This window comes from Leucobacter muris, assembly GCF_004028235.1.
Lineage (GTDB): Bacteria > Actinomycetota > Actinomycetes > Actinomycetales > Microbacteriaceae > Leucobacter > Leucobacter muris.
The window spans coordinates 192810-217657 of the sequence record NZ_CP035037.1 but is presented as its reverse complement, the minus strand read 5'-3'; the positions used below and the strand labels follow the sequence as shown (position 1 = coordinate 217657).

Below are 24848 nucleotides of genomic sequence, written 5' to 3'. Positions count from 1 at the left end.
CGCCCTGATGCAGCTGCTGCTCATCTGGATCGCGGCCCAGATCGTGTGGGGCGCCGACGACCCCGACGACGAGACGCTGCTGCGCCTGCTCTGGTGCGTGCTGGCCTCGCTCTACCTCGGCGCGACGATCGTGTCGCTCAACGTGCTCGTGCGGCTCGACGTGCCCGATCCGCGCGCCACGCGCGTGCTCGTGGGGCACCCGATCGCCCGAGCAGGCTCGCGACGCTCGTCACCTTCGGCGCGAGCCTGCTCGGCCTCGCCGTCGCGACGGATCTGATCTCGGCGCTGGGTCTCGGGGTGCACGATCCGGTGGCCGAGCTCAGCGCGATCTGGACGATGCTGCTCTCGTGGGCGATGTTCAACTGGGGGTACTCGCGCATCTACTTCTCGCGATACCACCGCGAAGCCGATCCGCCCCTCTCGTTCCCCGGAACCGAGGAGCCCCGGCTCGTCGACTTCGTCTACCTCGCGTTCACCAACGCGACCGCCTTCGCCGTCTCCGACGTGCAGGTGCGCTCGACGCGGATGCGCTGGACCATCGTCTGGCACACCACCCTCGCCTTCTTCTTCAACGCGCTCATCATCGCGCTCGTGATCAACGTGATCACGAAGGGCGAGTTCCTCTCGCAGCTCCTCGAGTAGCCCGGGCGTCATACGACGTCGCCGCGCAGGCGGCGCTCACCGGAAACGGGTACAGTGGAAGCGTGTTCCGGGGTCGGTGTGATTCCGAACCGGCGGTGACAGCCCGCGAACCTCGCACCCGCGAGGCCGAATCGGTGGAATTCCGATGCCGACGGTAATGGGCGCGAGCCCTAGTCCGGATGAGAGGAACGCTGAGCTCCGCGCTGCGCGGAGAGGTTTTCAGCACCCCGGATCCGCTGCACACGGATGAGACGGGGGATCGGGATGCTCGAGCAGGCGCTCCTCGAGGACGCGATGCGTCGCGCGCTCGTCATCGCGGGCCGCGGGCCTTCCGCCGATCCGAACCCGCAGGTGGGCTGCGTGCTGCTCGACCCCGCCGGGCGCATCGTCGCCGAGGGCTGGCACCTCGGCGCGGGCACCCCCCACGCCGAGACCGCCGCGCTGGCCCAGCTGCCCGCCGAGTGGCGCGCGCGGGCCGGCGAGCTCACGGCGGTGGTCACGCTCGAACCCTGCAATCACACGGGTCGCACCGGCCCCTGCGCGGTCGCGCTGATCGAGAGCGGGATCGGCGCCGTCGTCTACGCGCTGAGCGATCCCGGCGACGCGTCGGCCGGGGGGGCCGAGCGGCTGCGCGCGGCCGGTGTCGAGGTGCGCGGGGGCGTGCTGCCCGGCGAGGCGCGAATCGTGCTGGGGCCGTGGCTGGCGCGGCAGGCCGCCAGCATCGACGACGAGGCGCGCGACGCGCCGGCCCGCCCGCACGTCACGGTGAAGTGGGCGCAGACGCTCGACGGGCGGGCCGCCGCCGCCGACGGATCGAGCCGGTGGATCACCGGGGTCGACGCCCGCGCCGACGTGCACCGCCGCCGCGCCGAGGCCGACGCGATCCTCGTGGGCACGGGCACCCTCATCGCCGACGACCCCGAGCTCACGTCGCGGGCCGAGCACGGCGGTCTGCTGGTTCCGGCTGCCGAGCAGCCGATCCCGGTCGTGCTCGGCCACCGGTCCGTGCCGCCCGGCGCGCGGGTACGACAGCACCCCGCGCTCGCCGCCCACGGTCTCTCGGAGCCCCTGCGCATCACGGGCGACGACCTCGCGGCCGACCTCGCCGCGTTGCACGCCCGCGGGGTGCGCCGCCTCTTCGTCGAGGGCGGGCCCACGGTCGCGAGCGCGCTCATCGCGGCGGGTCTCGCCGACGAGGTGCTCGTCTACCTGGCCCCCGCACTGCTCGGCGGCCCTCGCCTCGCGCTCGGCGACCTCGGCATCGTCGACATGGCCGGCATCGAGCGTCTGCGCGTCTCGCGCACGGCCCAGCTCGGCGCAGACCTGCTCATCAAGGCCGCGCTCGCCTCGCCGCACCCCGACGAGGCTGCCAGGCGATCCCGTCCCACCGCGGCTGCGACGCAGACCGCGCAGTCCCACGCCGACCCAGAGGAAGAGGGGTAACCATGTTCACCGGACTCATCGAGGAGATCGGCGAGGTCATCGCCGTCGAACAGGTGGCCGGCGGCCCCGAAGCCTCCGCCGGCGCTGACTCGATCCGGCTCACCATCGCCGGCCCCGTCGTGACGAGCGACGCCACCCACGGCGCGTCGATCTGCGTCTCGGGCGTGTGCCTCACCGTCGTCGAGCAGGGCGTCGCGACCGACGGCGAGGGGGCGAACCGGGGCACGTTCTCCGCCGACGTGATGCGGCAGTCGCTCCGCATGTCGACCCTCGGCGAGCTGCAGCCCGGCAGCCGCGTCAACCTCGAGCGCGCGGTGCGCGCCGACACCCGCCTCGGGGGCCACATCGTGCAGGGCCACGTCGACGGCACGGCGACGCTGCTCTCGGTCGCGGCGCACCCCGACTGGCGCACGCTCCGCTTCTCCCTCTCCCCCGAGCTCGCGCCCCTGCTCGTCGACAAGGGCTCGGTCACGCTCTCAGGCGTCTCGCTCACCGTGTCGGCGATCTCGGATCCGCCCGCGCCCGACGAGCCCGGCGACCGCCAGTGGTTCGAGGTGTCGCTGATCCCCGAGACCCTCTCGGCGACCACCCTCGGCGCGCTCGAGCCGGGCGACCGCGTCAACGTCGAGACCGACATCCTCGCGCGCCACCTCGCGCGCATGCGCAACTTCTTCACCACGACCGAAGGAATCTCAGAATGAGCCCCACCACGCCAGGCATCAGCGGCATCGAAGACGCGGTGGCCGCGATCAAGGCCGGCCGCCCGGTGATCGTCGCCGACAACGAGGATCGCGAGAACGAGGGCGACGTCATCCTCTCGGCCCAGCTCGCCACCCCCGAGTGGATCGCGTGGACCGTGCAGCGGTCGTCGGGTCTGCTCTGCGCACCCATGACCAACGAGGTGGCGGATCGACTCGATCTGCCCATGATGGTCGACCGCAACGAGGACGTACGCGGAACGGCATACACCGTCACCGTCGACGCGACCCACGGCGTCACGACCGGGATCAGCGCCAGCGACCGGGCGACCACGCTGCGGGCGCTCGCCAACCCGGACGCGGTGCCCGGCGATGTGCGGCGGCCCGGCCACGTGCTGCCCCTGCGCGCGGTCGACGGCGGTGTGCGCGCCCGCGACGGGCACACCGAGGCGGGCGTCGAGCTCATGCGTCTCGCCGGCCTCAGCCCCGTCGCGGTGATCGGCGAGATCGTCGCCGACGACGGCGAGATGATGCGGCTGCCCGAGCTGATCCAGCTGGGCCAGCGCGAGAACGTGCCGGTCATCACGATCGAGCAGCTCATCGCATACCTCGACGAGCATGACCCCGTGGATGTTCCCGCCGAGCAGGTGCAGCACCGCAGCGTGAGCCTGCGCGCCGAGACGCTGCTGCCCACCGAGCACGGCGACTTCCGCACGCGCGCCTACCGCGACCGGCGCCTCGGTATTGACCACATCGCACTCATCGCCCCCAGCCCCGACGGCTCGATGCCCGGCGACGAGGCGCTCGTGCGCGTGCACTCCGAGTGCATCACCGGCGAGGCGTTCGGCTCGCTCAAGTGCGAGTGCGGCCCGCAGCTCGACGCCGCACTCGACCTCATTCACGAGCGGGGCGGCATCGTCGTATACCTGCGCGGGCATGAGGGCCGCGGCATCGGCCTCGCCAACAAGCTGCGCGCCTACCAGCTGCAAGAACAGGGCAGCGACACCCTCGATGCCAACCTGCAGCTCGGGCTGCCCGCAGACGACCGCGACTACACCGCGGCCGCCGAGATCCTCGCCGAACTCGGCGTCGAGCGGGTGCGCCTGCTCACGAACAACCCCGACAAGGCGCGCCAGCTCGAAGCGCACGGCATCGTCGTCTCCGAGCGGGTGCCGCTGCTCGTCGGAGTGACCGAGCAGAACATCGGCTACCTGGCGACGAAGCGCGACCGCATGGGCCACGACCTGCCCGCCGACGTGCACGAGCAGTAGCCCGACGCCGCCCTCGAGCGGCGCGCCCTCACCAGACCCGCCCCTGAGTCGTAGAGGGGGCGATCCCGAACCCCGAACCACACGACCCAAGGAGCACCCCATGAGCGGAGCCGGAGCCCCCAACCTCACCGTCGACGCGAGCGGACTGCGCATCGCCATCATCGCCGGCAGCTGGCACGACGAGATCATGTCCTCGCTGATCGAGGGAGCCCAGACCACAGTGGCGGCGTCGGGCGCCGAGCACTCCCTCTTCCGGGTGGCGGGTGCGTTCGAGCTGCCCCTCGCCGCTCAGGCGGCGCTCACGCCCGCCGAGCAGGGCGGGGGCGGCTTCGACGCCGCGATCTGCCTCGGCGTGATCATCCGCGGCGGCACACCGCACTTCGACTACGTGTGCAACGCCGTCACCGACGGGCTCACGCGCGTGCAGCTCGATGCCGGTCTGCCCGTCGGCTTCGGCGTGCTCACGACCGACGACGAGCAGCAGGCGCTCGACCGCTCGGGCCGCCCCGGCTCCTCGGAATCGAAGGGGCAGGAGGCCGCCGAGGCCGCCCTGCACCTCGCGATCGCCACGCGCACGATCGCCGCCACCGCGCTCTGAGCGCGGGCCGGGACCGGGCGCCGGGCCGGCGCAGCCCCGCCGTCGGGCGTACGCCGGGCCGGCGTCGGGCCCGATGGGGCACAGGGGCGTCCTGACTGCCCCGAAGTCACGCGTGTGGCCCTTTCGGGAGCCGTCGATGGTCCACACGCGTGACCTCGACTCGACCGGCGGGCGCGCGGGCTGCGGCACGGCGAGCGGGCGCGGGCTGCGGCACGGCGAGCGGGCGCAGGCGAGTTGCCAGGCGCGCTGGCTTAGAGTGGTGGCCGTGGCTGGCACATCCGACGAGACCGCAACCGACGCCGCGACGCCGCGACAGCGCGGGCGCGCACCCCGCCCCGCACCCCGCGGCCCCCGGGCCTCGCTGCGGCAGCTGATCCCGTACCTCTTCGAGCAGCGCGGCCCGCTCGCACTCGCGATCGTGCTCGGCCTCGTGGCGGCGGTCGCCTCGCTCGTGCAGCCGCCGCTGCTCGGCCAGGTGATCACCCGCGTCGAGAGCGGCCAGGCGCTCGGCGGGCTGCTCGCGGCCCTCACCGCGATCGTGATCGTGGGCGCGCTGCTGAGCGGCCTGCAGCACTACGTGCTGCAGCGCATGGGCGAAGGAGTGGTGCTCACGAGCCGCCGTCGACTCATCGCGAAGATCCTGCACCTGCCGATCTCGCAGTTCGACCGCCGTCGCACCGGCGACCTCGTGTCGCGCGTCGGCAGCGACACCACGCTGCTGCGGGCGGTGCTCACGCAGGGGCTCGTCGAGGCGATCAGCGGCATGCTGGTCTTCGTCGGCGCGCTCATCGGCATGCTCGTCATCGATCCGATGCTGTTCGGGATCACCTTCGATGTAGTGCTCGTCGCACTCGTGGTGGTGGTGCTCGTGTCGAGCCGCATCCGCCCCGCGGTCGCGAAGGCGCAGGAGAAGGTGGGCGATCTCGCCGCCCAGGTGGATCGCACCATATCGTCGATCCGCACCATCCGGGCCGCTGGCGCCGCAGAGCGGGAGCAGCGACTCACCGAGCGCGACGCCGAGGAGGCCTACGTGCTGGGCGTCAAGGTCGCGAAGATCTCGGCATTCATCGTGCCGGTCTCGTTCCTCGCGATGCAGCTCTCGTTCCTCGTGGTGCTCGGGCTCGGCGGGTACCGCGTGGCGACGGGCGCCATCACGATCGCCCAGCTCGTGACGTTCATCATCTTCCTGTTCCTCATGGTGATGCCCCTGGGGCAGGCGTTCGGGGCGATCGCGGCGGTCAACCAGGCGCTCGGCGCGCTCGGCCGCATCCAGGAGATCTCCGAACTGCCCACCGAGACCGAGCACGATGCGCGGCTCTCGCCGCTCGGCCGTACCGTGCCCCTCGAGTCCTCCAGGCTCGACTACGCTGCCGCGATCCGCTTCTCCGGCGTGCACTTCACCTACCGTTCCGCCGCCCCCGACCGGGCCGACGCCCGCGAGCTCGTGAGCGGCGGCGGTCGCGGCGCGCGCCGCGACGCGGAGGCGGCTCCGGCCGAGATCATCGAGACCCCCGTGCTGCACGGCGTGAGCTTCGAGGTGCCCCGCGGATCGCGCGTCGCGCTCGTGGGCCCCTCGGGCGCCGGCAAGTCGACGGTGCTCGGGCTCATCGAGCGCTTCTACGACCCCGACCGGGGCGCCGTCTCCCTGTACGGCGCCGACCTGCGCACGCTCGACCGCTCCGAGGTGCGCGCGCAGATGGGCTACGTCGAGCAGGACGCCCCCGTGCTCGCCGGTAGTCTGCGCGACAACCTGCGCCTCGCCGCTCCCGAGGCTTCCGACGCCGCCTGCGAGCGCGTGCTGCGGGCGGTGAACCTCGGAGGCCTGCTGGATCGCTCGGTCGCGGGGGCCGGCCGCTCCCCCGACGCCGCGGTCGACGCGACCGTCACCGCCCTCTCCGACGCGCAGCTCGCCCGCGCCCTCGATCAGCAGGTCGGCGAGAACGGCATCATGCTGTCGGGCGGCGAGAAGCAGCGGCTCGCGATCGCCCGAGCGCTGCTCACGGCGCCGCCGATCCTGCTGCTCGACGAGTCGACCGCCAGCCTCGACGGCGTGAACGAGCGGCTGATGCGCGACGCGCTCGACTCGGTGGCGACGGGCCGCACCCTGCTGGTGATCGCGCACCGCCTCTCCACGGTGGTCGACTCCGACAAGATCATCGTGCTCGACGGGGGCCGCGTCGTCGGCGAGGGCACCCACGCCGAACTGCTCGAGACGACGCCCCTCTACCGCGAGCTCGCGAAGCACCAGCTGCTCGTGTCCGACGACGGCTAGGTGTAGTTCCTTGGGACGTTGTGAACGCGTAGCAGACTAAAGAAGACCTCCGGCAGGATGTGGGTTACCACACACACGTCCTCAACCGGAGGTCTTCATGCCCCACGCTAACGCACCCCTCACCCCTATCGGCAGACAACGTCTCGCAGTATTGATTGTCGATCAGGGATGGACCATCCGCCGTGCCGCGGAACGGTTCCAAGTGTCACCCGCGACCGCTGCAAAATGGGCTGCGAGATACCGGGCCGATGACACCCTCCAGGATCGTTCCTCACGCCCGCACACCTCACCCAATCGCCTCTCGAAACGACGCGAGCATCGCATCATCAGTCTGCGTTTCACCCGTCAGTGGGGGGACTGTCTGAATAATGGTGTGTGAGGGTCCGGCCTGATCCGAAAGGAGATGGCCGTGGCTGACACGACCACTGTCGTTGTTGACGACGAGATGATTGATCCCGTGACCGGGGAGATCATCGATCAGAAAGAACTCGCAGAACGCTTGCTCGCGCAGGCGAAGGAGCAGGGCGTGAGCCTGACGGGGCCGGGCGGCCTGCTCAGCCAGCTCACGAAGAACGTCCTCGAGACCGCGCTGAATGCCGAGTTGACCGAGCACCTCGGCCACGAGCACGGCGGGACCCCAATCGGCGAGAACATGCGTAACGGGACGCGGGTCAAGACGGTGCTGACAGAGATCGGCCCCGTCGAGATCGAAGTCCCGCGAGATCGAGACGGGTCGTTCGAGCCGGTGATCGTCCCCAAGCGGAAACGCCGACTGGACGGCATCGATCAGATCGTTCTGTCCCTTTCCGCTCGGGGGTTGACGACCGGTGAGATCGCTGCGCATTTCGACGAGGTCTATGGGGCGAAGGTCTCCAAGGACACGATCAGCCGGATCACCGAGAAGGTCGCCGGGGAACTCGCCGAATGGTCGAGCAGGCCGTTGGATGCGCTCTACCCGGTGATCTTCGTCGACGCGATCGTGGTGAAGGTCCGTGACGGGCAGGTGAGGAACACCCCGTTCTATGTCGTGATGGGCGTCACCGTGAACGGGGAACGCGACATCCTCGGCATCTGGGCCGGTGACGGTCAGGAGGGTGCGAGGTTCTGGCTGCAGGTGTTCACCGAGCTGAAGAACCGGGGTGTCGAGGACGTGCTCATCGCGGTCTGCGACGGGCTGAAGGGTCTCCCGGAGGCGATCAACACCACTTGGGAGCAAACGGTCGTCCAGCAGTGCATCGTCCATCTGATCCGCAACAGCTTCCGCTACGCCGGGCGGCAACACCGCGACGCGATCGTCCGTTCCCTCAAACCCGTCTACACGGCCCCGTCGGAGCAGGCGGCGAAGGATCGGTTCGAGGAGTTCGCCGCCGAGTGGGGCGGACGGTATCCGGCGATCGTGCAGCTCTGGAAGAACAGCTGGGCGGAGTTCGTGCCGTTCCTCGAGTATGACGTCGAGATCCGGCGGGTGATCTGCACGACCAACGCGATCGAGTCAATCAACGCTCGCTATCGGCGCGCCGTGAGAGCTCGGGGGCACTTTCCCAACGAGGCCGCCGCGCTGAAATGTCTCTACCTCGTGACGCGGTCGCTTGACCCGACTGGCGGCGGAAGGGCACGCTGGGTGATGAGGTGGAAGCCCGCGCTGAACGCGTTCGCGATCACCTTCGCCGGACGGTTCGAGAAAACCACTCACGAATGAAAACCGCCGGATCCCACACACCGTTTATCGGACAGACCCTCAGTGGGGGCCGCATCGCATTAGTTACCACCTCGGTATCCCGCGTTCCACGATCGAGCGGGTCTTGAACCGATATCGAATGCCGCATCTGGCCCATCTTGACCGCGCGACCGGTCTTCCCGTGAGGAAGCCTCGCATCATGAGGTACGAGAAACAGATCCCGGGAGAGCTCGTGCACGTTGATATCAAGAAACTCGGCCGTATTCCCACTGGGGGCGGATGGCGTGTGCACGGACGCGGATCCGCGCAAGATCGTCAAGCGGGCAGTGCTCGTGACCGTGCGGCACGTACTGGCGCAGCATCCTCGCGCGGCTACGCGTTCTTACATCACGCGGTCGATGATTACTCGCGATTGGCGTACTCCGAGATACTGAACGATGAAAAGAAAGAGACCGCGGCAGCGTTTTGGGATCGGGCGCGTAAGTTCTTCACCCAGGCTGGAATCGTGGTGACCGCTGTCATGACAGACAACGGGTCTTGTTACCGATCCCACGCGTTCGCGAGCGCGCTCGGCCCCGGAGTCAAGCATCATCGCACGCGCCCGTATCGGCCACAGACGAACGGGAAAGTCGAACGTTTCAACCGCACGCTCGCAGCAGAGTGGGCGTACGCCGGCATGTATGAGAGTGATGCAGCCAGGGCCGCAACATACGACGCTTGGCTGCATCACTACAATCATCACCGACCCCATACCGGGATCGGTGGTCTCACACCGTCAGATCGTGTTCACAACCTCACGAGGAACTACAGCTAGGCCGCCGTTCGCCCCTCGATCGCCTCTCGTTCCCCTCTCGTTTGCCGGGGCCTCGATCGCCGGGGCCTCGATCGCCCGCGCGGTCGTGGATGCACGAGCCGAGGTGAAGACCTCGGCCGGCGTGCCGGTTCCGGCGCTTCGCGTGCACGCAGCGGCACCGATCGATGCTCCGGCACCCCGAATCCCTGAGTCGAGGTGCCGGAGCATCAATCGGTGCCGGAACGGGGAGGCCGGGAGGAGGAGGAGGAGGGGCCGGCCGGGGCCGGGGTGAAGCGCTGAGCGCAGCGTAGGGAGTCGGAGTCGGCCGACAGACTCGGCCGAGCCGACGCCCCGTCGCCCGACGCGACCGGTCAGCGCGCCGAGATCGTCTCCAGCAGAGCCGACAGCGCCGGCCGGTAGCGATCGATCGAGTGCTCGCCCGCATCGGCTCGCAGCGTGATGCGCTGGGAACCCGTGTCGATCACGGCGACGATCAGGCCCCCGGCGTCGATGTGCTGCACGTCGAGGCCCGAGGCCAGCGTCTCAGTGCGAACGGCGGAGCTCTGGCTTTCGTCGGGGCGCCCGGGGAGCCCAGTCCCCGCGGCGCCCGCGGCGGGGCCGGGATCCGCGGCGGGGCCGGGATCCGCGGCGGGATCATCAGCAGGATCCGCCGTTCCGGCACTCTCGGCGCCCTCGGCACTCTCGGCGCCCTCGGCTTCCTCCGCATCCGGGGAGGGTTCTGAGCCCGCCCCCGTTGCCCCGCTCTCCGAGCGCAACCACGCGAGCGCCGCCCCCTCCGCCGAGCCGCTCAGCACGTCGATCTCGACCCGCAGCCGCTGATCGGGTGAGAGCAGCAGCACGCCGGTCTGCTCATCGAACAGCACCGACCAGTCTTTCAGCGAGGGCAGCGGCGGCCACTCGACGAGATCGCGCACGAGCGGCTGCACGACCCAGTCGCGCTCGGGCACGAACTGCGCCCCCGCCCCCACCTCGACCGCGGTCGCACCGTCTGCAGGAGCAGCCCGCAGCTTCGCATAGTGCTCGGGCGCAAGGGTGACCGCGTAGGCCGCGACCGCCACGGCGAGCAGCAGCACGGTGAGCACCACCGCGGTCACCCACCTGCGAGTGCGCACCGACCGCCGCGAGCCCTCGCCCGCCGGCCGCCCCGCCTGCTCGACCACCACGCGGGCCTGCGCCGCGCGCTTCCGCTCGCCCCTGCGGCTCATCGTCGTGTCACCCGCCCTGCGGGCACGCTGCCGCCGAACAACTGCTCGACCGTCACGAGCGTGAAGCCTCGATCGCGCAGCCCGCGCAGCACCACGTCGGCGTTCTCGACGGTCTCGGCGTGCAGGTCGTGGAAGAGGATGATGTCGCCCGGGGTCGCGACGCCCACGGAGCGACGCGCGAGCTCTTCGCGGCCAGGCTTCTTCCAGTCGAGCGTGTCGATCGACCAGAGGATCGCCGGCTGCCCCACCGCGGCGAGCACCTTGTCGTCGACCGCGCCGTAGGGCGGGCGGTAGATGCCGACCGCGCGGCCGGTCAGCTTCGTCAGCAACGCCTCGACGTCGACCACCTCCTTGCGCGCCTTCTCGGGGGTCAGCGTGGTGAGATCGGTGTGGGTCATGGTGTGGCTGCCGATGCCGTGGCCCTCGGCGGCGACTCGCCGCGCCACGTCGGGGAGCGCGCTCACCGAGCTGCCCACCATGAAGAAGGTGGCGGTCGACTGCTCGGTGCGCAGCGTGTCGAGCAGCTTCGCGGTGTGGATGGAGGGCCCGTCGTCGTAGGTCACCGCGACGCAGGCGAGCAGCCCGCAGTCGACCGGCTGGTCGGCCCTCCACTCCGGCAGACCCGCGAACGGCGAGCCCCGCTGGGCCTGCATCGTCGACCCGAGCTCGCTCATCCACGCCGAGAGCTCCTCGGCGCCGATGTCGACGACGACGGGAGCGGTGGTGGCCTTGACGCCGAGACCGCCGAGCTCGGGCGCGGCGATGCCGGCGGGCAGGGTGAAGCGAGCGCCGCTCTCGGTGAAGCGCGCCGCATCGAGCGCGCCGCGCGCCAACGCCACCTGCTCGTCGGTCGGCGCACTCACCGGCGCCGCGCTCAGACCGCCGGCCTGTCGTCGCAGCAGTTCGACTGCGCGCAACCAGAGCTGCTCCGCCGCCTCGGCGCTCCACAGCTCGCCCGACTCGTGCACCGCCCCCGTCGAGAGTTCGGCGTAGAGGGTGACCGCCGAGTCGGTCGTGACACTCTCGGGGCCGCCGATGACCGTTCTCGCCGTCACCCCCACGAAGTCGCCGAACGCCGCCGTGATGTCGCAGACGAACGAGGTGCCGGCTCCCGTGCCGTCGAGCGGCCCGGTCTCGGGTTCGGCCAGCACGCTGGCAGCCGGCCAGCTCGCCGAGCCCGGAACGCATCCCCCGTGGGACAGCCCTGCTGAGACCGGGAACACTTCGGGTTTGATCACCGTGCCCGTCGAGGCGACCGCGGTGCTCAGCAGCTCCGACATGCGCACGTTGAAGCGGTGCCAGCCGGGGATTTCGACGTACCGCGCCTGCAGTCGGGCACGGTCGTTGCGCAGTCGACGCTCGACGAAACCGAGTTTCTGGCCGCTCGTGGCGGTCGCCCCCTCGGCGACGGAGCCCACGCCGACGCCCTCGGCGCTGCCTCCTGCCCCGCTGTCGGCCCCCGCATCGGCGCCGGCCTCGGAACCGCCTTCGCCCGCAGCACCGCCCTCCGCACCGCCGCCATCGCCACCGCCTTCACCCTGGGCAGCCCCCTCGGCCAGCACGAGGCGGGCGCCCGAATCATCGGGCCATGCCGGCGGCTGCCAGTCGACGACGGGGGCGATCTGAGCGCAGCCCGCGAGCAGTGCCGCGGCCGTCAGCGCAGCGACGAGCCGCGCGGCGCGCGGAGGACGCGCGCCGCGCCGACCCCGCCCGCTCCGCTCCATGGTCTCCTCCTCGGTGCACCCGCCGCCGGCGAGGTGTCTGGTCTGAACGTACCGCGTGCCTCCGACATTTCGAGAGCACGACGCGCCGAGGTTGCCCGCTCGTTACGAGCGGGCCAGCAGCCGGTCGACGCGCGGTTCGATGACCGCCCGGAAGACGCGCGTGATCCACGTCATCGAGAGCAGCACGGTGAGCGCGATCCCGAGCATCACGAGCAGCAGCACCCCGGCGGCGCCCCACGCGTCGATCGCGTCGATCACCCCCGAGGAGCGGAGCACCCACACCACCGGGCCGTGCAGCAGGTAGATGTAGAGCGTGCGGGCTCCCCACGCGGTGATGACGCTGCGGCGTCTGGGGGCGATGATCAGCACCGCCAGCGTCATGGCGGCGGCGAGCGCCAGGAGCACAGCGGTCACGGCGGCACCGCCGAGCGCCGCCGCGCCCCAGGTGTCCGGCTGCCAGTCGCCGATCGGCGCACGCTCGAACACGCCGAGGTAGTCGTCGCGCCAGGTGAGCCAGCGGTCGATGCGCCACACGCGGCTGAGCTGCGGCAGCAGCGCGAACAGCAGCGCGAGCGCTCCGAGCAGCCCCCACGCCGAGATGCGGGCAGCCCTGGCGGGCTGCACGAACCACTGGCCGTCGAGCCAGCCCCGTTCACGGATCAGCCAGCCCGCGACAAAGAACGGCAGGAACACCAGTGTTCGCGAGGCCGAGAACGCCGTACCGATCGCCGGGATCAGCCCTGAGCCGAGTGCGAGTGCGATCGAGAAGAGCAGCGGGTGGCGAAGCCTCGCGATGTAGGGCAGCAGAATGCGCATCGTGACGAGCGAGACCAGGAACCACAGCGTCCAGGCCGGGTTGACGAGGAACCCGGCGCCCGGGCCGCGGCCCTCGGCCACGGCCCTGATCCCGGCCCAGATGCCCTCCCACAGCAGCCAGGTGACGAGCAGCTGCACGGTCGACGCGATCGCCTTCGGAGTGACCTCGGGCTTCGAGAAGAGGCCCGAGAGCAGGATCATCGCGGGCATGTGGAACAGGTAGATGAACGAGTAGAGCGCGAAGCCGAACGCCGAGTCGGTGCGCACCGTCGAGATCACGTGGCCGACCACCACCAGCACGATCAGCAGGAAGCGCGCATTGTCCCAGTAGGCGATGCGCGGCTTCGAGGCGGCGGGCGCGGCGGCGACGGCACGTTCGTTCACGCCACCAGCCTACGGGCCGCCGCGGGCGCCGCCGAAAACGGCGACAGCCCCCGCCGAGGCGGGGGCTGTCGATACGGAGCCGCCTGTCGGATTTGAACCGACGACCTGTTCTTTACGAGGGAACTGCTCTACCCCTGAGCTAAGGCGGCCTGGCGCAGGATCGCTCCCGCACACAAGCGCCTACTTTACCACAATCGGAAGGCCCGATTCGAGCTGTCGGGCCCGCCCCGGGGAGCGCCCGGCGCGGGGCCGCGGGGTCTCCGGGCCGGGCGCATCGCGCTTCGCGGAGCGGCTACGAGCAGAGCGGATCCTGCGCGGGCACCACGCCCTGCAGCAGGTAGGCGTTCACCACGTCGTCGACGCAGGCGTTCCCCCCGTAGGCGGTGTGCCCCTCTCCGCGGTACGTGACGAGCACGCCGCTCTCGAGCTGGTCGGCGAGCGACTCCGCCCAGCGGTAGGGGGTCGCGGGATCGCCCGTGGTGCCGACGACGAGGATCGGCTCGGCGCCGGCCGCCCGCACCGGCTGGCGATCGGCTGCGCCCTGCACCGGCCACTCCGCGCACGACACGTCGCCGAAGCCCTGGAAGCGGCCGATGGTGGGTGCGATCTTGTCGAGCTCGGCGGCCTCGGCGCGCATGCGCTCGCGGTCGAGCTCGCCGCCCGGGTAGTCGAGGCAGTTGATGGCCGAGAAAGCCTCGGTCGAGTTGCTCACGTACTCGCCGCCGACGCGGTCATAGTAGAAGTCGGCCAGCGAGAGCGCCACGTCGGCGTCGCCCTGGTCGACGGTGGTGAAGAGCTGGTCGAGGTAGCCCCAGTTGCTCTGCGAGTACAGGGGGTGATGATCGCGGTGAGCATGGTGCCGGCCGCGAGCGTGCGGCCGTCGGATCCGGTGAGCGGGTTCGCGTCGACGCGGTCGAGCAGGCCTCCGATGATGCTCATGGCGTCGTCGACGCTGCCCCTGAAGGGGCAGTCGTTGCGCTGCAGGCAGTCGGCGAGGTAGGCCCGCAGGGCGAGCTCGAAGCCGCGGGTCTGCTCGCGCACCACATCGGGGAGGGTGCTCGTCGGGTCCATGGCGCCGTCGAGCACGAGTCGACCCACGCGGTCGGGGTAGGCGTCTGCGTAGCGGGCGCCGATGTAGGTGCCGTACGAGAAGCCCAGGTAGTGCAGCCGGTCGTCGCCGGCGATCGCGCGGAGCATGTCGAGGTCGCGCACGGTGTCTGCGGTGCTCACGTGCGCGATGAGGTCGCCGGTGCGCTGCTCGCACGCCTCGCCGAAGGTGCGCGACTGCTCGACGGCCGCGTCGATCCAGGCGTCGCTGCCGCGTTCGAGGCCCGCCTCTTCGCCGAGCCCGAACAGGTAGTCGTCCATGCCCGCGGCGTCGAGGCAGCGCACCTGCGTCGACTCGCCCACGCCGCGCGGATCCCATCCGACCACGTCGTAGGCGCGCTGCACGTCGGCCGGGATGACCGAGTCGATGTTCTCTGCCACGTAGTCGGCGCCGGAAGCGCCGGGGCCTCCCGGGTTCACGAAGAGCGTGCCAATGCGGTCGCCGCCGGTGGCGGGGTGCTTCACGAGGCGCAGTGTGATGGTCTCGCCCGCGGGATCGCTCCAGTCGAGCGGCGCGTACACGTCGGCGCACTCCATGCCGTCGCCGCACGACGCCCAGACGGGCTGCTGCGCGGCGAAGCCCTCGAGGCCCCCCGTGGGGCGCTCGGGCAGTTCGTAGCCGCGCGATTCGTCGCCGCCGAGCAGCGAGAGGATCGGCGTGCAGGCCGTGAGCAGCATCAGTGAGGCCGCGAGGATCGCCGCGCCCGACGCTCGCAGCCCGGCCCGGCGGCGGGTCGCCCCCGCGGCGCTCATCGGCGGGCTCCCGGCGCCCCGGCCGTCGCGGGCGACACGATCGCCGCGAACAGGGCCTCGAGCACGAGCCCCGGCGTGATGCCGCGCGAGAGCCGCTCCCGCGCGGTCTCGACCGCGGTCACCATGGCGAGCGCGCGCTCGGGCGACCACCGCTCTGCGAGGTCTTCGATGCGCGCGCCCTGCTCGCGGTTGACGAGCTCGGGCGCGGCGCCGAGCGCCACGAGCAGCACGTCGCGGTAGAGCGACAGCAGGTCGGTGAGGATGCGGTCGATGCCGTCGCGCAGACTGCGGGTCGCGCGGCGCTTCTGATCCTCTTCGAGCGCTCGCACCTGCGCGCGCATCTGGGGCGGGATCGCGGCGCCGGGCGCGAGGCCGAGGCTGCGCAGCGCCTCGTCGCGCTCGCGGGCGTCGAGCTGCTCGGTGAGGGCCGCGGCGTCGGCCTCGGCCACTTTCACGAGCGAGGCGGCGGCACGCATCGCGTCGCCCAGCGTCTCGATCGAGAGCGCCACCTCGATGGAGCGGTCGCGACGCGCCAGCGACTCGGGATCGCTCGCGAGCCGCCTGGCCATGCCGATGTGGCTCTGGGCGAGGCGGGCGGCGCGCTCGGCGGCACCGGCGTCGATGCCGTCGCGCTCGTGGAGCAGCCGCGCGATGTCGTCGGGGCTCGGGGTGACGAGGCGCAGCGAGCGCGTGCGCGAGCGGATGGTGGGCAGCAGGTCGGCCTCGCTGGGGGCGCAGAGCACCCAGATCGTGCGCTCCGGAGGCTCCTCGAGCGCCTTCAGCAGCACGTTGGAGGTGCGCTCGGGCATGCGATCGGCGTCTTCGATGACGATCACCCGGAAGCGCCCCTCGGCGGGCGCGTAGTGCGCCGTGGTGACGATCTCGCGCGCCGCTTTGATGTCGATGAGCAGCTTCTGGGTGGTGAGCACCCCGAGGTCGGGGTGCGTGCGCGCGCGCACCTGTTCGAAGACCGGCGGCCGGTCGGCCTCGGTGCGCGCGATGAGGGCGGCGGCGAAGCGGAAGGCGAGGTTGGAGCGCCCGGATCCGGGCGGGCCGGTGATGAGCCACGCGTGCGCGGGGGGCGCCGGGGCCGCGGGATCGGCGGCCTGCTGCAAGGTGCGCACAGCCTCAGGCTGGCCGACGATCTCTGCCCAGAAGTTCACCCTCACAGGGTATCGCGCGCCACCGACAGAGAACTGCGGGGCGGGATGGGGCTCGATCGCGCTTTTCACCCTTTACTCCCGCTTCACCCGGCAACGGGTGAAAGGGCGGGTGAAGTTCGATGCTTCTCGCACCTGTGCGAAAACTACGCGTTTAGTATCAATATTGGCGCTCAACCCAGTTCCCCCCGGGAAGACGCTAGCCTCTCCCGCCGGTGTCCATAAATCCAACGGGAGGGGTTGAGCCCCCGGTCCTGTCCCCCAGGCCGCCGGGGGCTTCCTCGCGCCCCTCGATGCCCTTCTGAGGGGCACGAGGCCCCTCGCTACGGCAGCAAGAGGCACCCCGCCCACCCCCCCCTCTCGCGACCTCGCAGCCCCGCGGCTTCACCCCCTATCCGGGCAGGTCGACGTAGGCCGCATCACCCGGCACCACCACGGCCGATCCGGCGCTGATCTCGGCGGCGAGCGCCGCGAGCGCCGCGACCTCCGCCTCTGCGACGAGGTAGCGCTGCGCCACCCGATCGCTGTAGTCGGCGGCGCCGATCCCGTAGCCCCGGCGCCGCGCCTCGGCCTCGATCTGCGGCGCCGGCTCGTACCCGGTCGTGACCAGCACCTCCCTGCGCAGCCCGCGGCGCAGGCGCTCGGCGCGCAGCACGGCCTCGGCCACCGCCGCGCGGTAGGCGCGGGTGAGGCCGCCCGCGCCGAGCAGCACGCCCCCGAAGTACCGGGTGACGACCGCGACGACGTCGCTGAGGCCCGCCGAGACGAGCGCGTCGAGCATCGGCGCCCCGGCGGTGCCGCTCGGCTCGCCGTCGTCGTTGGAGCGCTGCACACGGCCGTCGGAGCCGAGCACGAACGCCGAGCAGTGGTGCCGCGCCCGCGGGTGCTCCCCGCGCATCCGGGCGATCGTCTCGCGCGCCTGCTCTTCGGTCTCGACCCGCTCGAGCCTCGTCAGGAACCGGGATCGCGATATCTCGAGTTCGGCGTCGACCGGTGCGGCGATGGTCTCGTACTCGGCGCTCATGATCCCATCCTGCCCGATCGCGGAGAGCGCGAAGCGAGGACGGGTACCCTGATCTGCATGGATTCGGTGCGACTCGACAGCTGGGTGTGGGCCGTGCGGCTCGCGAAGACCCGCAGCCAGGCCACGGCGGCGTGCCGGGCCGGGCACGTGCGCGTGAACGACCAGCCGGCGAAGGCCGCGCAGCCGGTGCGGGTGGGCGACGAGGTTCGGGTGCGGTTGCACGGCTTCGATCGCGTCTACCGCGTGACGGGGCTCGCCTCGCGACGGGGAAGCGCCGCCGACGCGGCACGCTACTTCGAGGATCTGACTCCGCCGGCCCCGCCTCGCGTGGAGCGCCCGGCCCCGGTGCTGCGGGATCGCGGCGCGGGACGCCCCACGAAGCGGGAGCGGCGCGAGCTCGACCGTCTGCGCGGCGTGGAGCGCTGATGCTGCTGCGGCACGACGAGTGGCGGGCGCGCGAGGCCGCCCATCAGCTGCGCGCCGACGCGCTCACCGCGGCGCATCGAGCGCGCAAGCAGCGCGGGGAGCGGCACCCGGTCGAGGATTTCCTCTGGACCTACTACTCGGTGAAGCCGGGCGAGCTGCGGCGATGGCATCCGGGCGCCGCGGCGGTACTCGAAGGCGGGGCTCGGGATCGCGCCTCCTGGAAGCACTACGCAGCCGTCGGCCGCTCGAACGGTGCGCGCACGGCGGCGGGCGCACGACCGGCGGGCGGCGCGCGCACCTCGGCAGGCAGGCGCCCGGCCACCGGTGACGCGCACGGCGACGACGCGATCGTCGACGCCGCCGCGTTCTTCGCGAAGCGGGGCGGCACGGTCGACTATGTCGAGACGCTGCTGCGGCAGACGCTCGACCGCGCGCCGCGCTTCGGCTGCTTCGGCCTGCACGAGTGGGCGATGGTCTACCGCATGACCCCCGAGCAGTTGCGGCACACGGCGCTGCCGTTGCGGATCGGGCACGCGGCCACCGACCTCGTGGTCGAGAGCCACCCGATCGGGTGCACCCACTTCGACGCGTTCCGCTTCTTCACCGCCGAGGCCGCGCCGCTCAATGCGGTGCAGCCCACCCGCGAGACGCAGCCCGAGCTCGAGCAGCCCGGCTGCCTGCACGCGGGCATGGACGTCTACAAGTGGGCGGCGAAGCTCGGTCCGATCGTGCCCGGAGAGGTGCTGCTCGACGCCTTCGAGCTGGCGCGCGACATCCGCGAGGTCGACATGCAGGCGTCGCCCTACGACGTGACCGGCTTCGTCGGAGCGTCGGGGGCGCCGCTCGCGCCGATCCCGATCGAGGCGGCCGACGGGAAGCGGGAGTATGCGCGCCGACAGCGCGGCTTCGCCGAGCGCGGGAACGCGCTGCGGCTGCGGGTGCTGGAGGCGATCGCGGAGGCGCGCGCGGCGTCGGCCGCGGGCGAAGCGGGAGCGCGGTCGGCGGCCTGAGCCCGGCGGTGCCGACCGCGGTCCGCAGCCCCGCAGTCCGCGCTGATCGAGGTGCCGTCGGCCGGCCCGCCCCGAGCCTCGTACGTGGAGCCGCTCGGGTCGCGCCTCAGAAGAGGGTGGGCGCGGGCGCGCCGGGGGTGGCGAGCGCATCGACGGGCATCGGCCGGGCGGCGGCGCCGCGACGCGGGTGGGCAGGATCGCGGGGCACGGCCCACTCGAGGCCGAGGCGTCTGATGATGGGGCGGATGCGCGCCGCCAGCTCCATACGGTACGCCTGCGGGGCGCTGCTGGCGCTGCCCGGGTAGAGCGAGCGGTAGGCGGGCACGAGCTCGGGGTGCTCGCGCTCGAGCCAGGCGAAGAACCAGGGCTTCACGTGCGAGCGCAGGTGCAGGGGGCCGTACATGACCGAGCGGGCGCCGGCGGCGCGGATGTCGCGCAGCAGGGCGCCGAGCTGAGCGGTCGAGTCGGTGAGATGCGGCAGCACCGGCATCACGAAGACGTCGGGCTCGAATCCCGCGTCTCGGGCGGCGGCGATCGTGTCGAGCCGCGCCCTCGCGCTGGGCACGCCGGGCTCGATCGACCGCTGCAGATCGGGATCGGCGACGGCGATCGACATCGACAGCGCAACGGGAGCGCGCTGCGCCGCCTCGACGAGTTGCGGCAGATCGCGGCGCAGCAGCGTGCCCTTGGTGAGGATCGACATCGGCGTGCCGCTGCGGGCGAGGGCGTCGATGATGCCGGGCATGAGCCGGTAGCGGCCCTCGGCCCGCTGATACGGGTCGGTGTTGGTGCCGAGCGCGACGTGCTCGCCCTGCCAGCCGGGCTTGCCCAGCTCACGGCCGAGCACCTCGGCGATGTTGACCTTCACCACGATCTGCGAGTCGAAGTCGCGGCCGGTGTCGAGGTCGAGGTATCGGTGGGAGCCCCTGGCGAAGCAGTAGACGCAGGCGTGGGAGCAGCCGCGGTAGGGGTTGATGGTCCATGAGAACGGCATCGAAGACGAGGCGGGCACCCGGTTGAGCGCGCTCTTCGCGATCACCTCGTGGAAGACGAGCCCGGCGAACTCGGGGGCGCGCACCGTGCGCAGGTGCCCCGGCACCGCGGCGACCTCGCCGAGACCGAGCCCGGGCAGCGCCGTCTCCGACGTCGCATCGACCCGCTGCCCGCTCCACCTCATGGATTCATTCGAACATATGTTCGAATGAATCGCAAGACTCGATTGCGCGCGCGGCTCGCAGGGAAACCCTCGGCGCATCGACCCGAGCGCTTCCCCGAAGCCCGCGGCACCCGGCGCCGCCGGCCCGAGTCAGCGCTCGGAGGCGATGTGCTGGTGGTGCCGGATCACCTCGGCCACCACGAAGTTGAACCACTTCTCGGCGAACTCGGGATCGAGGTGGGCGTCTTCGGCGAGGGAGCGCAGGCGCTCGATCTGCCGCGCCTCGCGACTCGGATCCGACGGCGGCATGTCGTGGTCGGCCTTCAGGCGGCCCACCTCCTGGGTGCAGCGGAAGCGCTCGGCGAGCATGTGCACGAGCGCCGCATCGATGTTGTCGATGCTCGAGCGCAGCGCAGCCAGGCGCTCCTGCGGGGTCGGATCACTCATGGGTTGCTCCAAATCGTCGTTCCGCGTCATGCGGCTGCTTGCTGCCGGGGAGGCGGGGCCTCGACCCCGAGGGGTGAGGAGCCGCAGGATCTCACGCGCCCGAGGATCCCGCGACTCCACTCAGGACGACGGCCTCAGTCGAGCAGATCGTGGAGCACCACGACCTGCTCGCGCTCCGGGCCCACGCCGACGGCCGAGATGCGGGCGCCGCTCATCGCCTCGAGGGCGCGGATGTACTCCTGCGCGTTCTTCGGCAGCTCCTCGAAGCGGCGCGCTCCCGAGATGTCCTCGGACCAGCCGGGGAACTCCTCGTAGATCGGCTTCGCGTGGTGGAAGTCGCTCTGATTGACGGGCATCTCGTCATGGCGCACGCCGTTCACGTCGTAGGCGACGCAGACCGGGATCGTCTCGAGCCCCGACAGCACGTCGAGCTTGGTGAGCACGAAGTCGGTGACGCCGTTGATGCGGGCCGCGTAGCGGGCGATGGGGGCGTCGTACCAGCCGCAGCGGCGCGCGCGCCCCGTCGTGGTGCCGTACTCGTGGCCGACGCTCGCCAGGTGCTCGCCGAACTCGTCGAAGAGCTCGGTGGGGAACGGACCGGCGCCCACGCGCGTGGTGTAGGCCTTGACGACCGAGATGACGCGGTCGAGCTGGTGGGGCGGCAGACCCGATCCGGTGCTCGCCCCGCCCGCGGTCGCGTTCGAGGAGGTCACGAAGGGGTAGGTGCCGTGGTCGATGTCGAGCATGGTCGCCTGACCGGCCTCGAACAGCACGGTCTTGCCGTCCTGCATCGCCTCGTGCAGCAGCAGACCGGTGTCGCAGACCATCGGCTCGAGCATCTCGCGGAAGCTCAGCAGGTCGGCGATCACCTCGTCGGCCTCGATGGCCCGGCGATTGTAGATCTTGACGAGCACCTGGTTCTTGAACTCGAGCGCGGCCTCCACCTTCTGGCGCAGGATGCTCTCGTCGAAGAGGTCTTGGATGCGGATGCCCACGCGGTTGATCTTGTCGGCGTAGGCGGGGCCGATCCCGCGCCCCGTCGTGCCGATCTGGCGCTTGCCCAGGAAGCGCTCGGTCACCTTGTCGAGCGTGCGGTGGTAGGCGGTGATGACGTGCGCGTTCGCGCTCACCTTGAGGCGCGACACGTCGACGCCGCGGCTGCTGAGGGCGTCGAGCTCCTGCTTGAGCACACCGAGGTCGATGACCACGCCGTTGCCGATCACGGGCACGACGCCGGGCGTCAGGATGCCGGACGGAAGCAGGTGCAGCGCGTACTTCTCGTCGCCGACGACGACGGTGTGGCCGGCGTTGTTGCCGCCGTTGAACTTGACCACGTATTCGACGCGGCTGCCGAGCAGATCGGTCGCTCGTCCCTTCCCCTCGTCGCCCCACTGGGCACCGGTGATGAGCACTGCGGGCATCTCAGCCCCTTCCTTTGCAGCTGTGGCAGATACCGGCCCAGTCTACCCGGCACCTGTGGCGGAGGATCCCGAGGGCTCCGTGGGAGATTCGGCGTCGGTGAGACCGAGCCCGCGGATCCGGCCTCACGGACGCCGGATCTCTCGCCAGGAGCGGGTGGTGCTACTGCGCCTCGATGGCTGGGATCGCGCCAGGGTCGGCCCCGTCGAGGAACTCGGTGAGCCGGTCGACCTCGCTCTGCTCGCCGATGCGGGCCGCGGATCGGCGCAGCGCGTAGAGGGCGCGCAGCACGCCGCGGTTGGGCTCGTGCGACCAGGGCACGGGCCCGGCGCCGCGCCAGCCCGACTTGCGCAGCGCGTCGAGGCCTCGGTGGTAGCCGACGCGCGCGAAGGCGTAGGCCTCGATGTCGCGGCCTTCTGCATCGGCGCGGTCGGCGAGCACCACCCACGCGAGCGGCGATTCGGGATGTTCGCGCACGACGGCTTCGGGATCCGCCCCCGCGGCGAGCGCCGCGGTGACGGCGGGCTCCTGCGCGAGAAGGGTGGGTTCGGGCCCCAGCAGGTTCTCTCCGATCATGCTCAGCGGAAGTTCACGAACTGCAGGGCCACGTCGACGTCGGCGCCCTTGAGCAGGGAGATGGTGCCCGGCAGGTCGTCGCGGCTCTTCGAGCTGACGCGCAGCTCGTCGCCCTGGATCTGCGACTTGACACCCTTCGGCGCCTCATCGCGGATCAGCTTGTTCAGCTTCTTGGCGGTGGCCTGGTCGATGCCCTCCTTGAGCTTGGAGTCGATGCGGTACTCCTTGCCGCTCGCGTAGGGCTCGCCGCTGTCGAGCGCCTTGAGCGAGAGGCCGCGCTTGATGAACTTCGACTGCAGCACGTCGAGCACGGCGTTCGCGCGCTCCTCGGTGTTGGCCTTGATCTGAATGCTCTCACCCGAGAGGGTCACGTCGGCTCCCACACCCTTGAAGTCGTAGCGCTGCTCGACCTCCTTGCGGGCCTGGTTGACCGCGTTCTCGACCTCCATCGAGTCGATCTTGCTCACCACGTCAAACGAAGAATCTGCCATAGGGCCAGACTACCCGGCCTCGCAGCGGAGCGGCAGACCCGCCGACAGGCACGCGAGCGGACGGGCGCGCGAGCACCCCAACTCAACGGTTCGCAATACCTGGAATAACTTTCGCGAATAGGTTGCTAGACTCTTCTGCGGCCCGGGCTTCGCGCCCGCATGCACTCCGCGCGGATCCGCCCCTATCGCCCGATCCCGCGCTTCCCCACCGAAAGGAACCCCTCGTCGTGTCGACAACTCCGACCGCCCCCGAAACGCGGCGCCGCCTCCCCAAGTGGATGACGTCGTTCGGCTGGCAGATCCTCGCCGCCCTGGTCCTCGGCCTCGTGCTCGGCGGCATCGCGATGTCGCTCGGCGCCGATGCCGAGGGCAACAAGAACGGCCTGCACGCCACCCTCTCCACCATCGGCAGCAGCTACGTCTCGCTGCTGCGCGCCGCCGTCGTGCCGCTCATCTTCACCGCGATCGTGTCGAGCATCGTCGGCCTGCGACAGGTCACGAACGCCGCACGCCTGGCCGGTCAGACCCTGCTGTGGTTCGCGATCACCGCGCTCATCGCGGTGACCATCGGCATCGTGCTCGGCGTGACGCTGCAGCCCGGCTCCCACGCCTCGCAGGCCGAGCTCGAGACCGGCGACCCCTACGCCGTCGGCACCTGGTGGAACTTCCTGACCGGCCTCGTGCCCTCGAACTTCCTGGGCCTCGGCGTGAGCGGCGGCGTCGACGCCGACACCGGCGCGTTCACCGGATCCGCGAGCTTCAACGTGCTGCAGGTGATCGTCATCTCGGTCGCGGTCGGCATCGCCGCGCTCAAGATCGGCGAGAAGGCCGAGCCGTTCATCCGCCTCACCGAGTCGGCGCTCGCGGTGATCCAGAAGGTGCTGTGGCGGATCATCCGCATCGCACCCCTCGGCACCCTCGGCCTCATCGGCAACGCCGTCGCCGAGTACGGCTGGAACAAGATGGGCTCGCTCACCTGGTTCGTGGCGGTGCTCTACCTCGGCCTCGCACTCGTGCTGTTCGTCGTCTACCCCGTGCTGGTGAAGGCTCACGGCCTCTCGGTCAGGCAGTACTTCTCGGGCGTGTGGCCCGCGGTGCAGCTCGGCTTCGTGAGCCGCTCGTCGATCGGCACCCTGCCGCTCACCCAGCGGGTCACGGAGCGCAACCTGGGCGTACCCCGCGGTTACGCCTCGTTCGCGGTGCCCCTGGGCGCGACCACCAAGATGGACGGCTGCGCCGCGATCTACCCGGCCGTGGCCGCGATCTTCATCGCGCAGTTCTTCGGCATCGACCTGACGATCGTGCAGTACCTGCTGATCGTGCTCGTCTCGGTGGTGGGCTCGGCCGCGACCGCCGGCACCACCGGCGCCACCGTCATGCTCACGCTGACCCTGTCGACGCTCGGCCTGCCCCTCGAGGGAGTCGGCCTGCTGCTCGCGGTCGACCCGATCATCGACATGGGCCGCACCGCGGTCAACGTAGCCGGCCAGGCGCTCGTGCCCGCCATCGTCGCGAAGCGCGAGGGCATCCTCGATGTCGATCTCTACAACGCCCCCCGCAAGGGCCAGGCCTTCGACAACACCGACGTGGAGGCCGCGGCCGATCGCCCCGAGGGCCCGTCGTCGGACGAGATCCGGGATCCGGCACCCGCGAAGGTGTAGCGCGCCTGGGCCCTCGCAGGGCCCCTCCCCCGACTCGGAGTCCCGCACCGCCGCATCCCCCGGGAAGCAGCGG

The 24848-nt window shown here is 71.1% G+C and carries 22 protein-coding genes, 1 tRNA gene, 2 pseudogenes and 1 riboswitch; of the genes and pseudogenes, 12 read left to right on the top strand and 13 right to left on the bottom strand.

Translation table 11 applies throughout. The features are described 5' to 3' along the window. Window positions 1–45 precede the first annotated feature (45 nt). The 9 genes and pseudogenes from Leucomu_RS01005 to Leucomu_RS00965 all read left to right on the top strand — a co-directional run. On the top strand, window positions 46–642 hold the full coding sequence (locus Leucomu_RS01005) for a DUF1345 domain-containing protein (RefSeq protein ID WP_323368297.1): 597 nt from the start codon (window positions 46–48) through the stop codon (window positions 640–642). A 59-nt stretch (window positions 643–701) separates the two neighbouring features. Continuing rightward, window positions 702–837: riboswitch (FMN riboswitch) on the top strand. Window positions 838–906: 69 nt separating this feature from the next. Next, window positions 907–2085 carry a bifunctional diaminohydroxyphosphoribosylaminopyrimidine deaminase/5-amino-6-(5-phosphoribosylamino)uracil reductase RibD gene (gene ribD / locus Leucomu_RS01000; protein WP_128386048.1) on the top strand — a complete coding sequence of 393 codons (1179 nt, stop codon included), beginning with the start codon at window positions 907–909 and terminating at the stop codon, window positions 2083–2085. Between the two features lie 2 nt (window positions 2086–2087). Continuing rightward, window positions 2088–2786 (top strand): riboflavin synthase, encoded by a 699-nt coding sequence (locus Leucomu_RS00995; RefSeq protein WP_128386047.1) that lies wholly within the window; start codon window positions 2088–2090, stop codon window positions 2784–2786. Beyond that, window positions 2783–4054: a 3,4-dihydroxy-2-butanone-4-phosphate synthase gene (gene ribB / locus Leucomu_RS00990; RefSeq protein ID WP_128386046.1), complete on the top strand. Its 1272-nt coding sequence runs from the start codon at window positions 2783–2785 to the stop codon at window positions 4052–4054. The genes Leucomu_RS00995 and ribB overlap by 4 nt, the downstream gene beginning before the upstream one ends. Before the next feature lie 100 nt (window positions 4055–4154). After that, window positions 4155–4652 carry a 6,7-dimethyl-8-ribityllumazine synthase gene (gene ribH / locus Leucomu_RS00985; RefSeq protein WP_128386045.1) on the top strand — a complete coding sequence of 166 codons (498 nt, stop codon included), beginning with the start codon at window positions 4155–4157 and terminating at the stop codon, window positions 4650–4652. 136 nt (window positions 4653–4788) lie between these two features. After that, the gene (locus Leucomu_RS00980) at window positions 4789–6924 is read left to right on the top strand and encodes an ABC transporter ATP-binding protein (RefSeq protein ID WP_228407167.1); all 2136 of its coding nucleotides are present in this window, start codon (window positions 4789–4791) and stop codon (window positions 6922–6924) included. Between the two features lie 97 nt (window positions 6925–7021). Continuing rightward, a pseudogene (locus Leucomu_RS00975) lies at window positions 7022–7279 on the top strand (leucine zipper domain-containing protein); the annotation flags it as partial. 90 nt (window positions 7280–7369) lie between these two features. Next, window positions 7370–8623 (top strand): IS256 family transposase, encoded by a 1254-nt coding sequence (locus Leucomu_RS00970; protein ID WP_228407350.1) that lies wholly within the window; start codon window positions 7370–7372, stop codon window positions 8621–8623. After that, window positions 8574–9416: pseudogene (locus Leucomu_RS00965) on the top strand (IS481 family transposase); the annotation flags it as partial. The gene Leucomu_RS00970 and the pseudogene Leucomu_RS00965, both read left to right, overlap by 50 nt. Window positions 9417–9766: 350 nt before the next feature. On the opposite strand, the gene Leucomu_RS00960 reads toward Leucomu_RS00965, so the two are convergent. The 8 genes from Leucomu_RS00960 to Leucomu_RS00930 form a co-directional block, all read right to left on the bottom strand. After that, on the bottom strand, window positions 9767–10621 hold the full coding sequence (locus tag Leucomu_RS00960; RefSeq protein WP_128386044.1) for a hypothetical protein: 855 nt from the start codon (window positions 10619–10621) through the stop codon (window positions 9767–9769). Then, entirely contained in the window at window positions 10618–12345 is a 1728-nt protein-coding gene (locus Leucomu_RS00955) for a polysaccharide deacetylase family protein (RefSeq protein WP_128386043.1), read from the bottom strand. The genes Leucomu_RS00960 and Leucomu_RS00955 overlap by 4 nt, the downstream gene beginning before the upstream one ends. Before the next feature lie 102 nt (window positions 12346–12447). Further along, the gene (locus tag Leucomu_RS00950) at window positions 12448–13545 is read right to left on the bottom strand and encodes an acyltransferase family protein (RefSeq protein WP_128386042.1); all 1098 of its coding nucleotides are present in this window, start codon (window positions 13543–13545) and stop codon (window positions 12448–12450) included. A gap of 77 nt (window positions 13546–13622) precedes the next feature. After that, window positions 13623–13694 (bottom strand) — tRNA-Thr (locus Leucomu_RS00945). Window positions 13695–13837: 143 nt separating this feature from the next. Then, window positions 13838–14308, bottom strand: a complete 471-nt coding sequence (locus tag Leucomu_RS15325; RefSeq protein ID WP_228407165.1) for an alpha/beta hydrolase — start codon at window positions 14306–14308, stop codon at window positions 13838–13840. Next, window positions 14254–15405: an alpha/beta fold hydrolase gene (locus Leucomu_RS00940; protein WP_228407164.1), complete on the bottom strand. Its 1152-nt coding sequence runs from the start codon at window positions 15403–15405 to the stop codon at window positions 14254–14256. Before Leucomu_RS00940 ends, Leucomu_RS15325 begins: the two co-directional genes overlap by 55 nt. Continuing rightward, on the bottom strand, window positions 15402–16568 hold the full coding sequence (locus tag Leucomu_RS00935; protein WP_128386041.1) for a DNA polymerase III subunit delta': 1167 nt from the start codon (window positions 16566–16568) through the stop codon (window positions 15402–15404). Before Leucomu_RS00935 ends, Leucomu_RS00940 begins: the two co-directional genes overlap by 4 nt. A gap of 388 nt (window positions 16569–16956) precedes the next feature. Next, entirely contained in the window at window positions 16957–17589 is a 633-nt protein-coding gene (locus tag Leucomu_RS00930) for a YigZ family protein (protein ID WP_128386040.1), read from the bottom strand. A 57-nt stretch (window positions 17590–17646) separates the two neighbouring features. On the opposite strand from Leucomu_RS00930, the gene Leucomu_RS00925 reads away from it, so the two are divergent. Continuing rightward, entirely contained in the window at window positions 17647–18015 is a 369-nt protein-coding gene (locus Leucomu_RS00925; protein ID WP_128386039.1) for an RNA-binding S4 domain-containing protein, read from the top strand. Further along, entirely contained in the window at window positions 18015–19025 is a 1011-nt protein-coding gene (locus Leucomu_RS00920; protein WP_164884481.1) for a 3-methyladenine DNA glycosylase, read from the top strand. Before Leucomu_RS00925 ends, Leucomu_RS00920 begins: the two co-directional genes overlap by 1 nt. A gap of 106 nt (window positions 19026–19131) precedes the next feature. On the opposite strand, the gene Leucomu_RS00915 is transcribed toward Leucomu_RS00920, so the two are convergent. The 5 genes from Leucomu_RS00915 to Leucomu_RS00895 all read right to left on the bottom strand — a co-directional run bounded on the left by Leucomu_RS00915 (window position 19132) and on the right by Leucomu_RS00895 (window position 23114). Continuing rightward, entirely contained in the window at window positions 19132–20202 is a 1071-nt protein-coding gene (locus Leucomu_RS00915; RefSeq protein ID WP_128386038.1) for an Rv2578c family radical SAM protein, read from the bottom strand. 129 nt (window positions 20203–20331) lie between these two features. After that, window positions 20332–20628 carry a chorismate mutase gene (locus Leucomu_RS00910; protein WP_017884278.1) on the bottom strand — a complete coding sequence of 99 codons (297 nt, stop codon included), beginning with the start codon at window positions 20626–20628 and terminating at the stop codon, window positions 20332–20334. Window positions 20629–20762: 134 nt separating this feature from the next. Then, window positions 20763–22049: an adenylosuccinate synthase gene (locus tag Leucomu_RS00905; RefSeq protein ID WP_017884277.1), complete on the bottom strand. Its 1287-nt coding sequence runs from the start codon at window positions 22047–22049 to the stop codon at window positions 20763–20765. Window positions 22050–22209: 160 nt separating this feature from the next. Beyond that, complete coding sequence (locus Leucomu_RS00900) at window positions 22210–22623, bottom strand: DUF3151 domain-containing protein (RefSeq protein ID WP_017884276.1); 414 nt, start codon at window positions 22621–22623, stop codon at window positions 22210–22212. 2 nt (window positions 22624–22625) lie between these two features. Next, window positions 22626–23114 carry a YajQ family cyclic di-GMP-binding protein gene (locus Leucomu_RS00895; RefSeq protein ID WP_128386037.1) on the bottom strand — a complete coding sequence of 163 codons (489 nt, stop codon included), beginning with the start codon at window positions 23112–23114 and terminating at the stop codon, window positions 22626–22628. Between the two features lie 278 nt (window positions 23115–23392). Here Leucomu_RS00895 and Leucomu_RS00890 point away from each other — a divergent pair, with 278 nt between their 5' ends. Beyond that, window positions 23393–24775, top strand: coding sequence for a dicarboxylate/amino acid:cation symporter (locus Leucomu_RS00890; RefSeq protein ID WP_128387730.1), 1383 nt, complete (start codon window positions 23393–23395; stop codon window positions 24773–24775). Window positions 24776–24848 lie beyond the last annotated feature (73 nt).

What these genes read in the sequence shown, in the direction of transcription:
- Leucomu_RS00955 (WP_128386043.1), bottom strand. Translation starts at nt 12,345, where the DNA reads ATGGAGCGGAGCGGGCGGGGTCGGCGCGGCGCGCGTCCTCCGCGCGCC.
- Leucomu_RS00895 (WP_128386037.1), bottom strand. Translation starts at nt 23,114, where the DNA reads ATGGCAGATTCTTCGTTTGACGTGGTGAGCAAGATCGACTCGATGGAG.
- Leucomu_RS00915 (WP_128386038.1), bottom strand. Translation starts at nt 20,202, where the DNA reads ATGAGGTGGAGCGGGCAGCGGGTCGATGCGACGTCGGAGACGGCGCTG.
- Leucomu_RS00940 (WP_228407164.1), bottom strand. Translation starts at nt 15,405, where the DNA reads ATGAGCGCCGCGGGGGCGACCCGCCGCCGGGCCGGGCTGCGAGCGTCG.
- Leucomu_RS00960 (WP_128386044.1), bottom strand. Translation starts at nt 10,621, where the DNA reads ATGAGCCGCAGGGGCGAGCGGAAGCGCGCGGCGCAGGCCCGCGTGGTG.
- Leucomu_RS00930 (WP_128386040.1), bottom strand. Translation starts at nt 17,589, where the DNA reads ATGAGCGCCGAGTACGAGACCATCGCCGCACCGGTCGACGCCGAACTC.
- Leucomu_RS00995 (WP_128386047.1), top strand. Translation starts at nt 2,088, where the DNA reads ATGTTCACCGGACTCATCGAGGAGATCGGCGAGGTCATCGCCGTCGAA.
- Leucomu_RS00890 (WP_128387730.1), top strand. Translation starts at nt 23,393, where the DNA reads ATGACGTCGTTCGGCTGGCAGATCCTCGCCGCCCTGGTCCTCGGCCTC.
- Leucomu_RS00925 (WP_128386039.1), top strand. Translation starts at nt 17,647, where the DNA reads ATGGATTCGGTGCGACTCGACAGCTGGGTGTGGGCCGTGCGGCTCGCG.
- Leucomu_RS00920 (WP_164884481.1), top strand. Translation starts at nt 18,015, where the DNA reads ATGCTGCTGCGGCACGACGAGTGGCGGGCGCGCGAGGCCGCCCATCAG.
- Leucomu_RS00910 (WP_017884278.1), bottom strand. Translation starts at nt 20,628, where the DNA reads ATGAGTGATCCGACCCCGCAGGAGCGCCTGGCTGCGCTGCGCTCGAGC.
- ribD (WP_128386048.1), top strand. Translation starts at nt 907, where the DNA reads ATGCTCGAGCAGGCGCTCCTCGAGGACGCGATGCGTCGCGCGCTCGTC.
- Leucomu_RS00980 (WP_228407167.1), top strand. Translation starts at nt 4,789, where the DNA reads ATGGTCCACACGCGTGACCTCGACTCGACCGGCGGGCGCGCGGGCTGC.
- ribH (WP_128386045.1), top strand. Translation starts at nt 4,155, where the DNA reads ATGAGCGGAGCCGGAGCCCCCAACCTCACCGTCGACGCGAGCGGACTG.
- Leucomu_RS00900 (WP_017884276.1), bottom strand. Translation starts at nt 22,623, where the DNA reads ATGATCGGAGAGAACCTGCTGGGGCCCGAACCCACCCTTCTCGCGCAG.
- ribB (WP_128386046.1), top strand. Translation starts at nt 2,783, where the DNA reads ATGAGCCCCACCACGCCAGGCATCAGCGGCATCGAAGACGCGGTGGCC.
- Leucomu_RS00905 (WP_017884277.1), bottom strand. Translation starts at nt 22,049, where the DNA reads ATGCCCGCAGTGCTCATCACCGGTGCCCAGTGGGGCGACGAGGGGAAG.
- Leucomu_RS00970 (WP_228407350.1), top strand. Translation starts at nt 7,370, where the DNA reads ATGATTGATCCCGTGACCGGGGAGATCATCGATCAGAAAGAACTCGCA.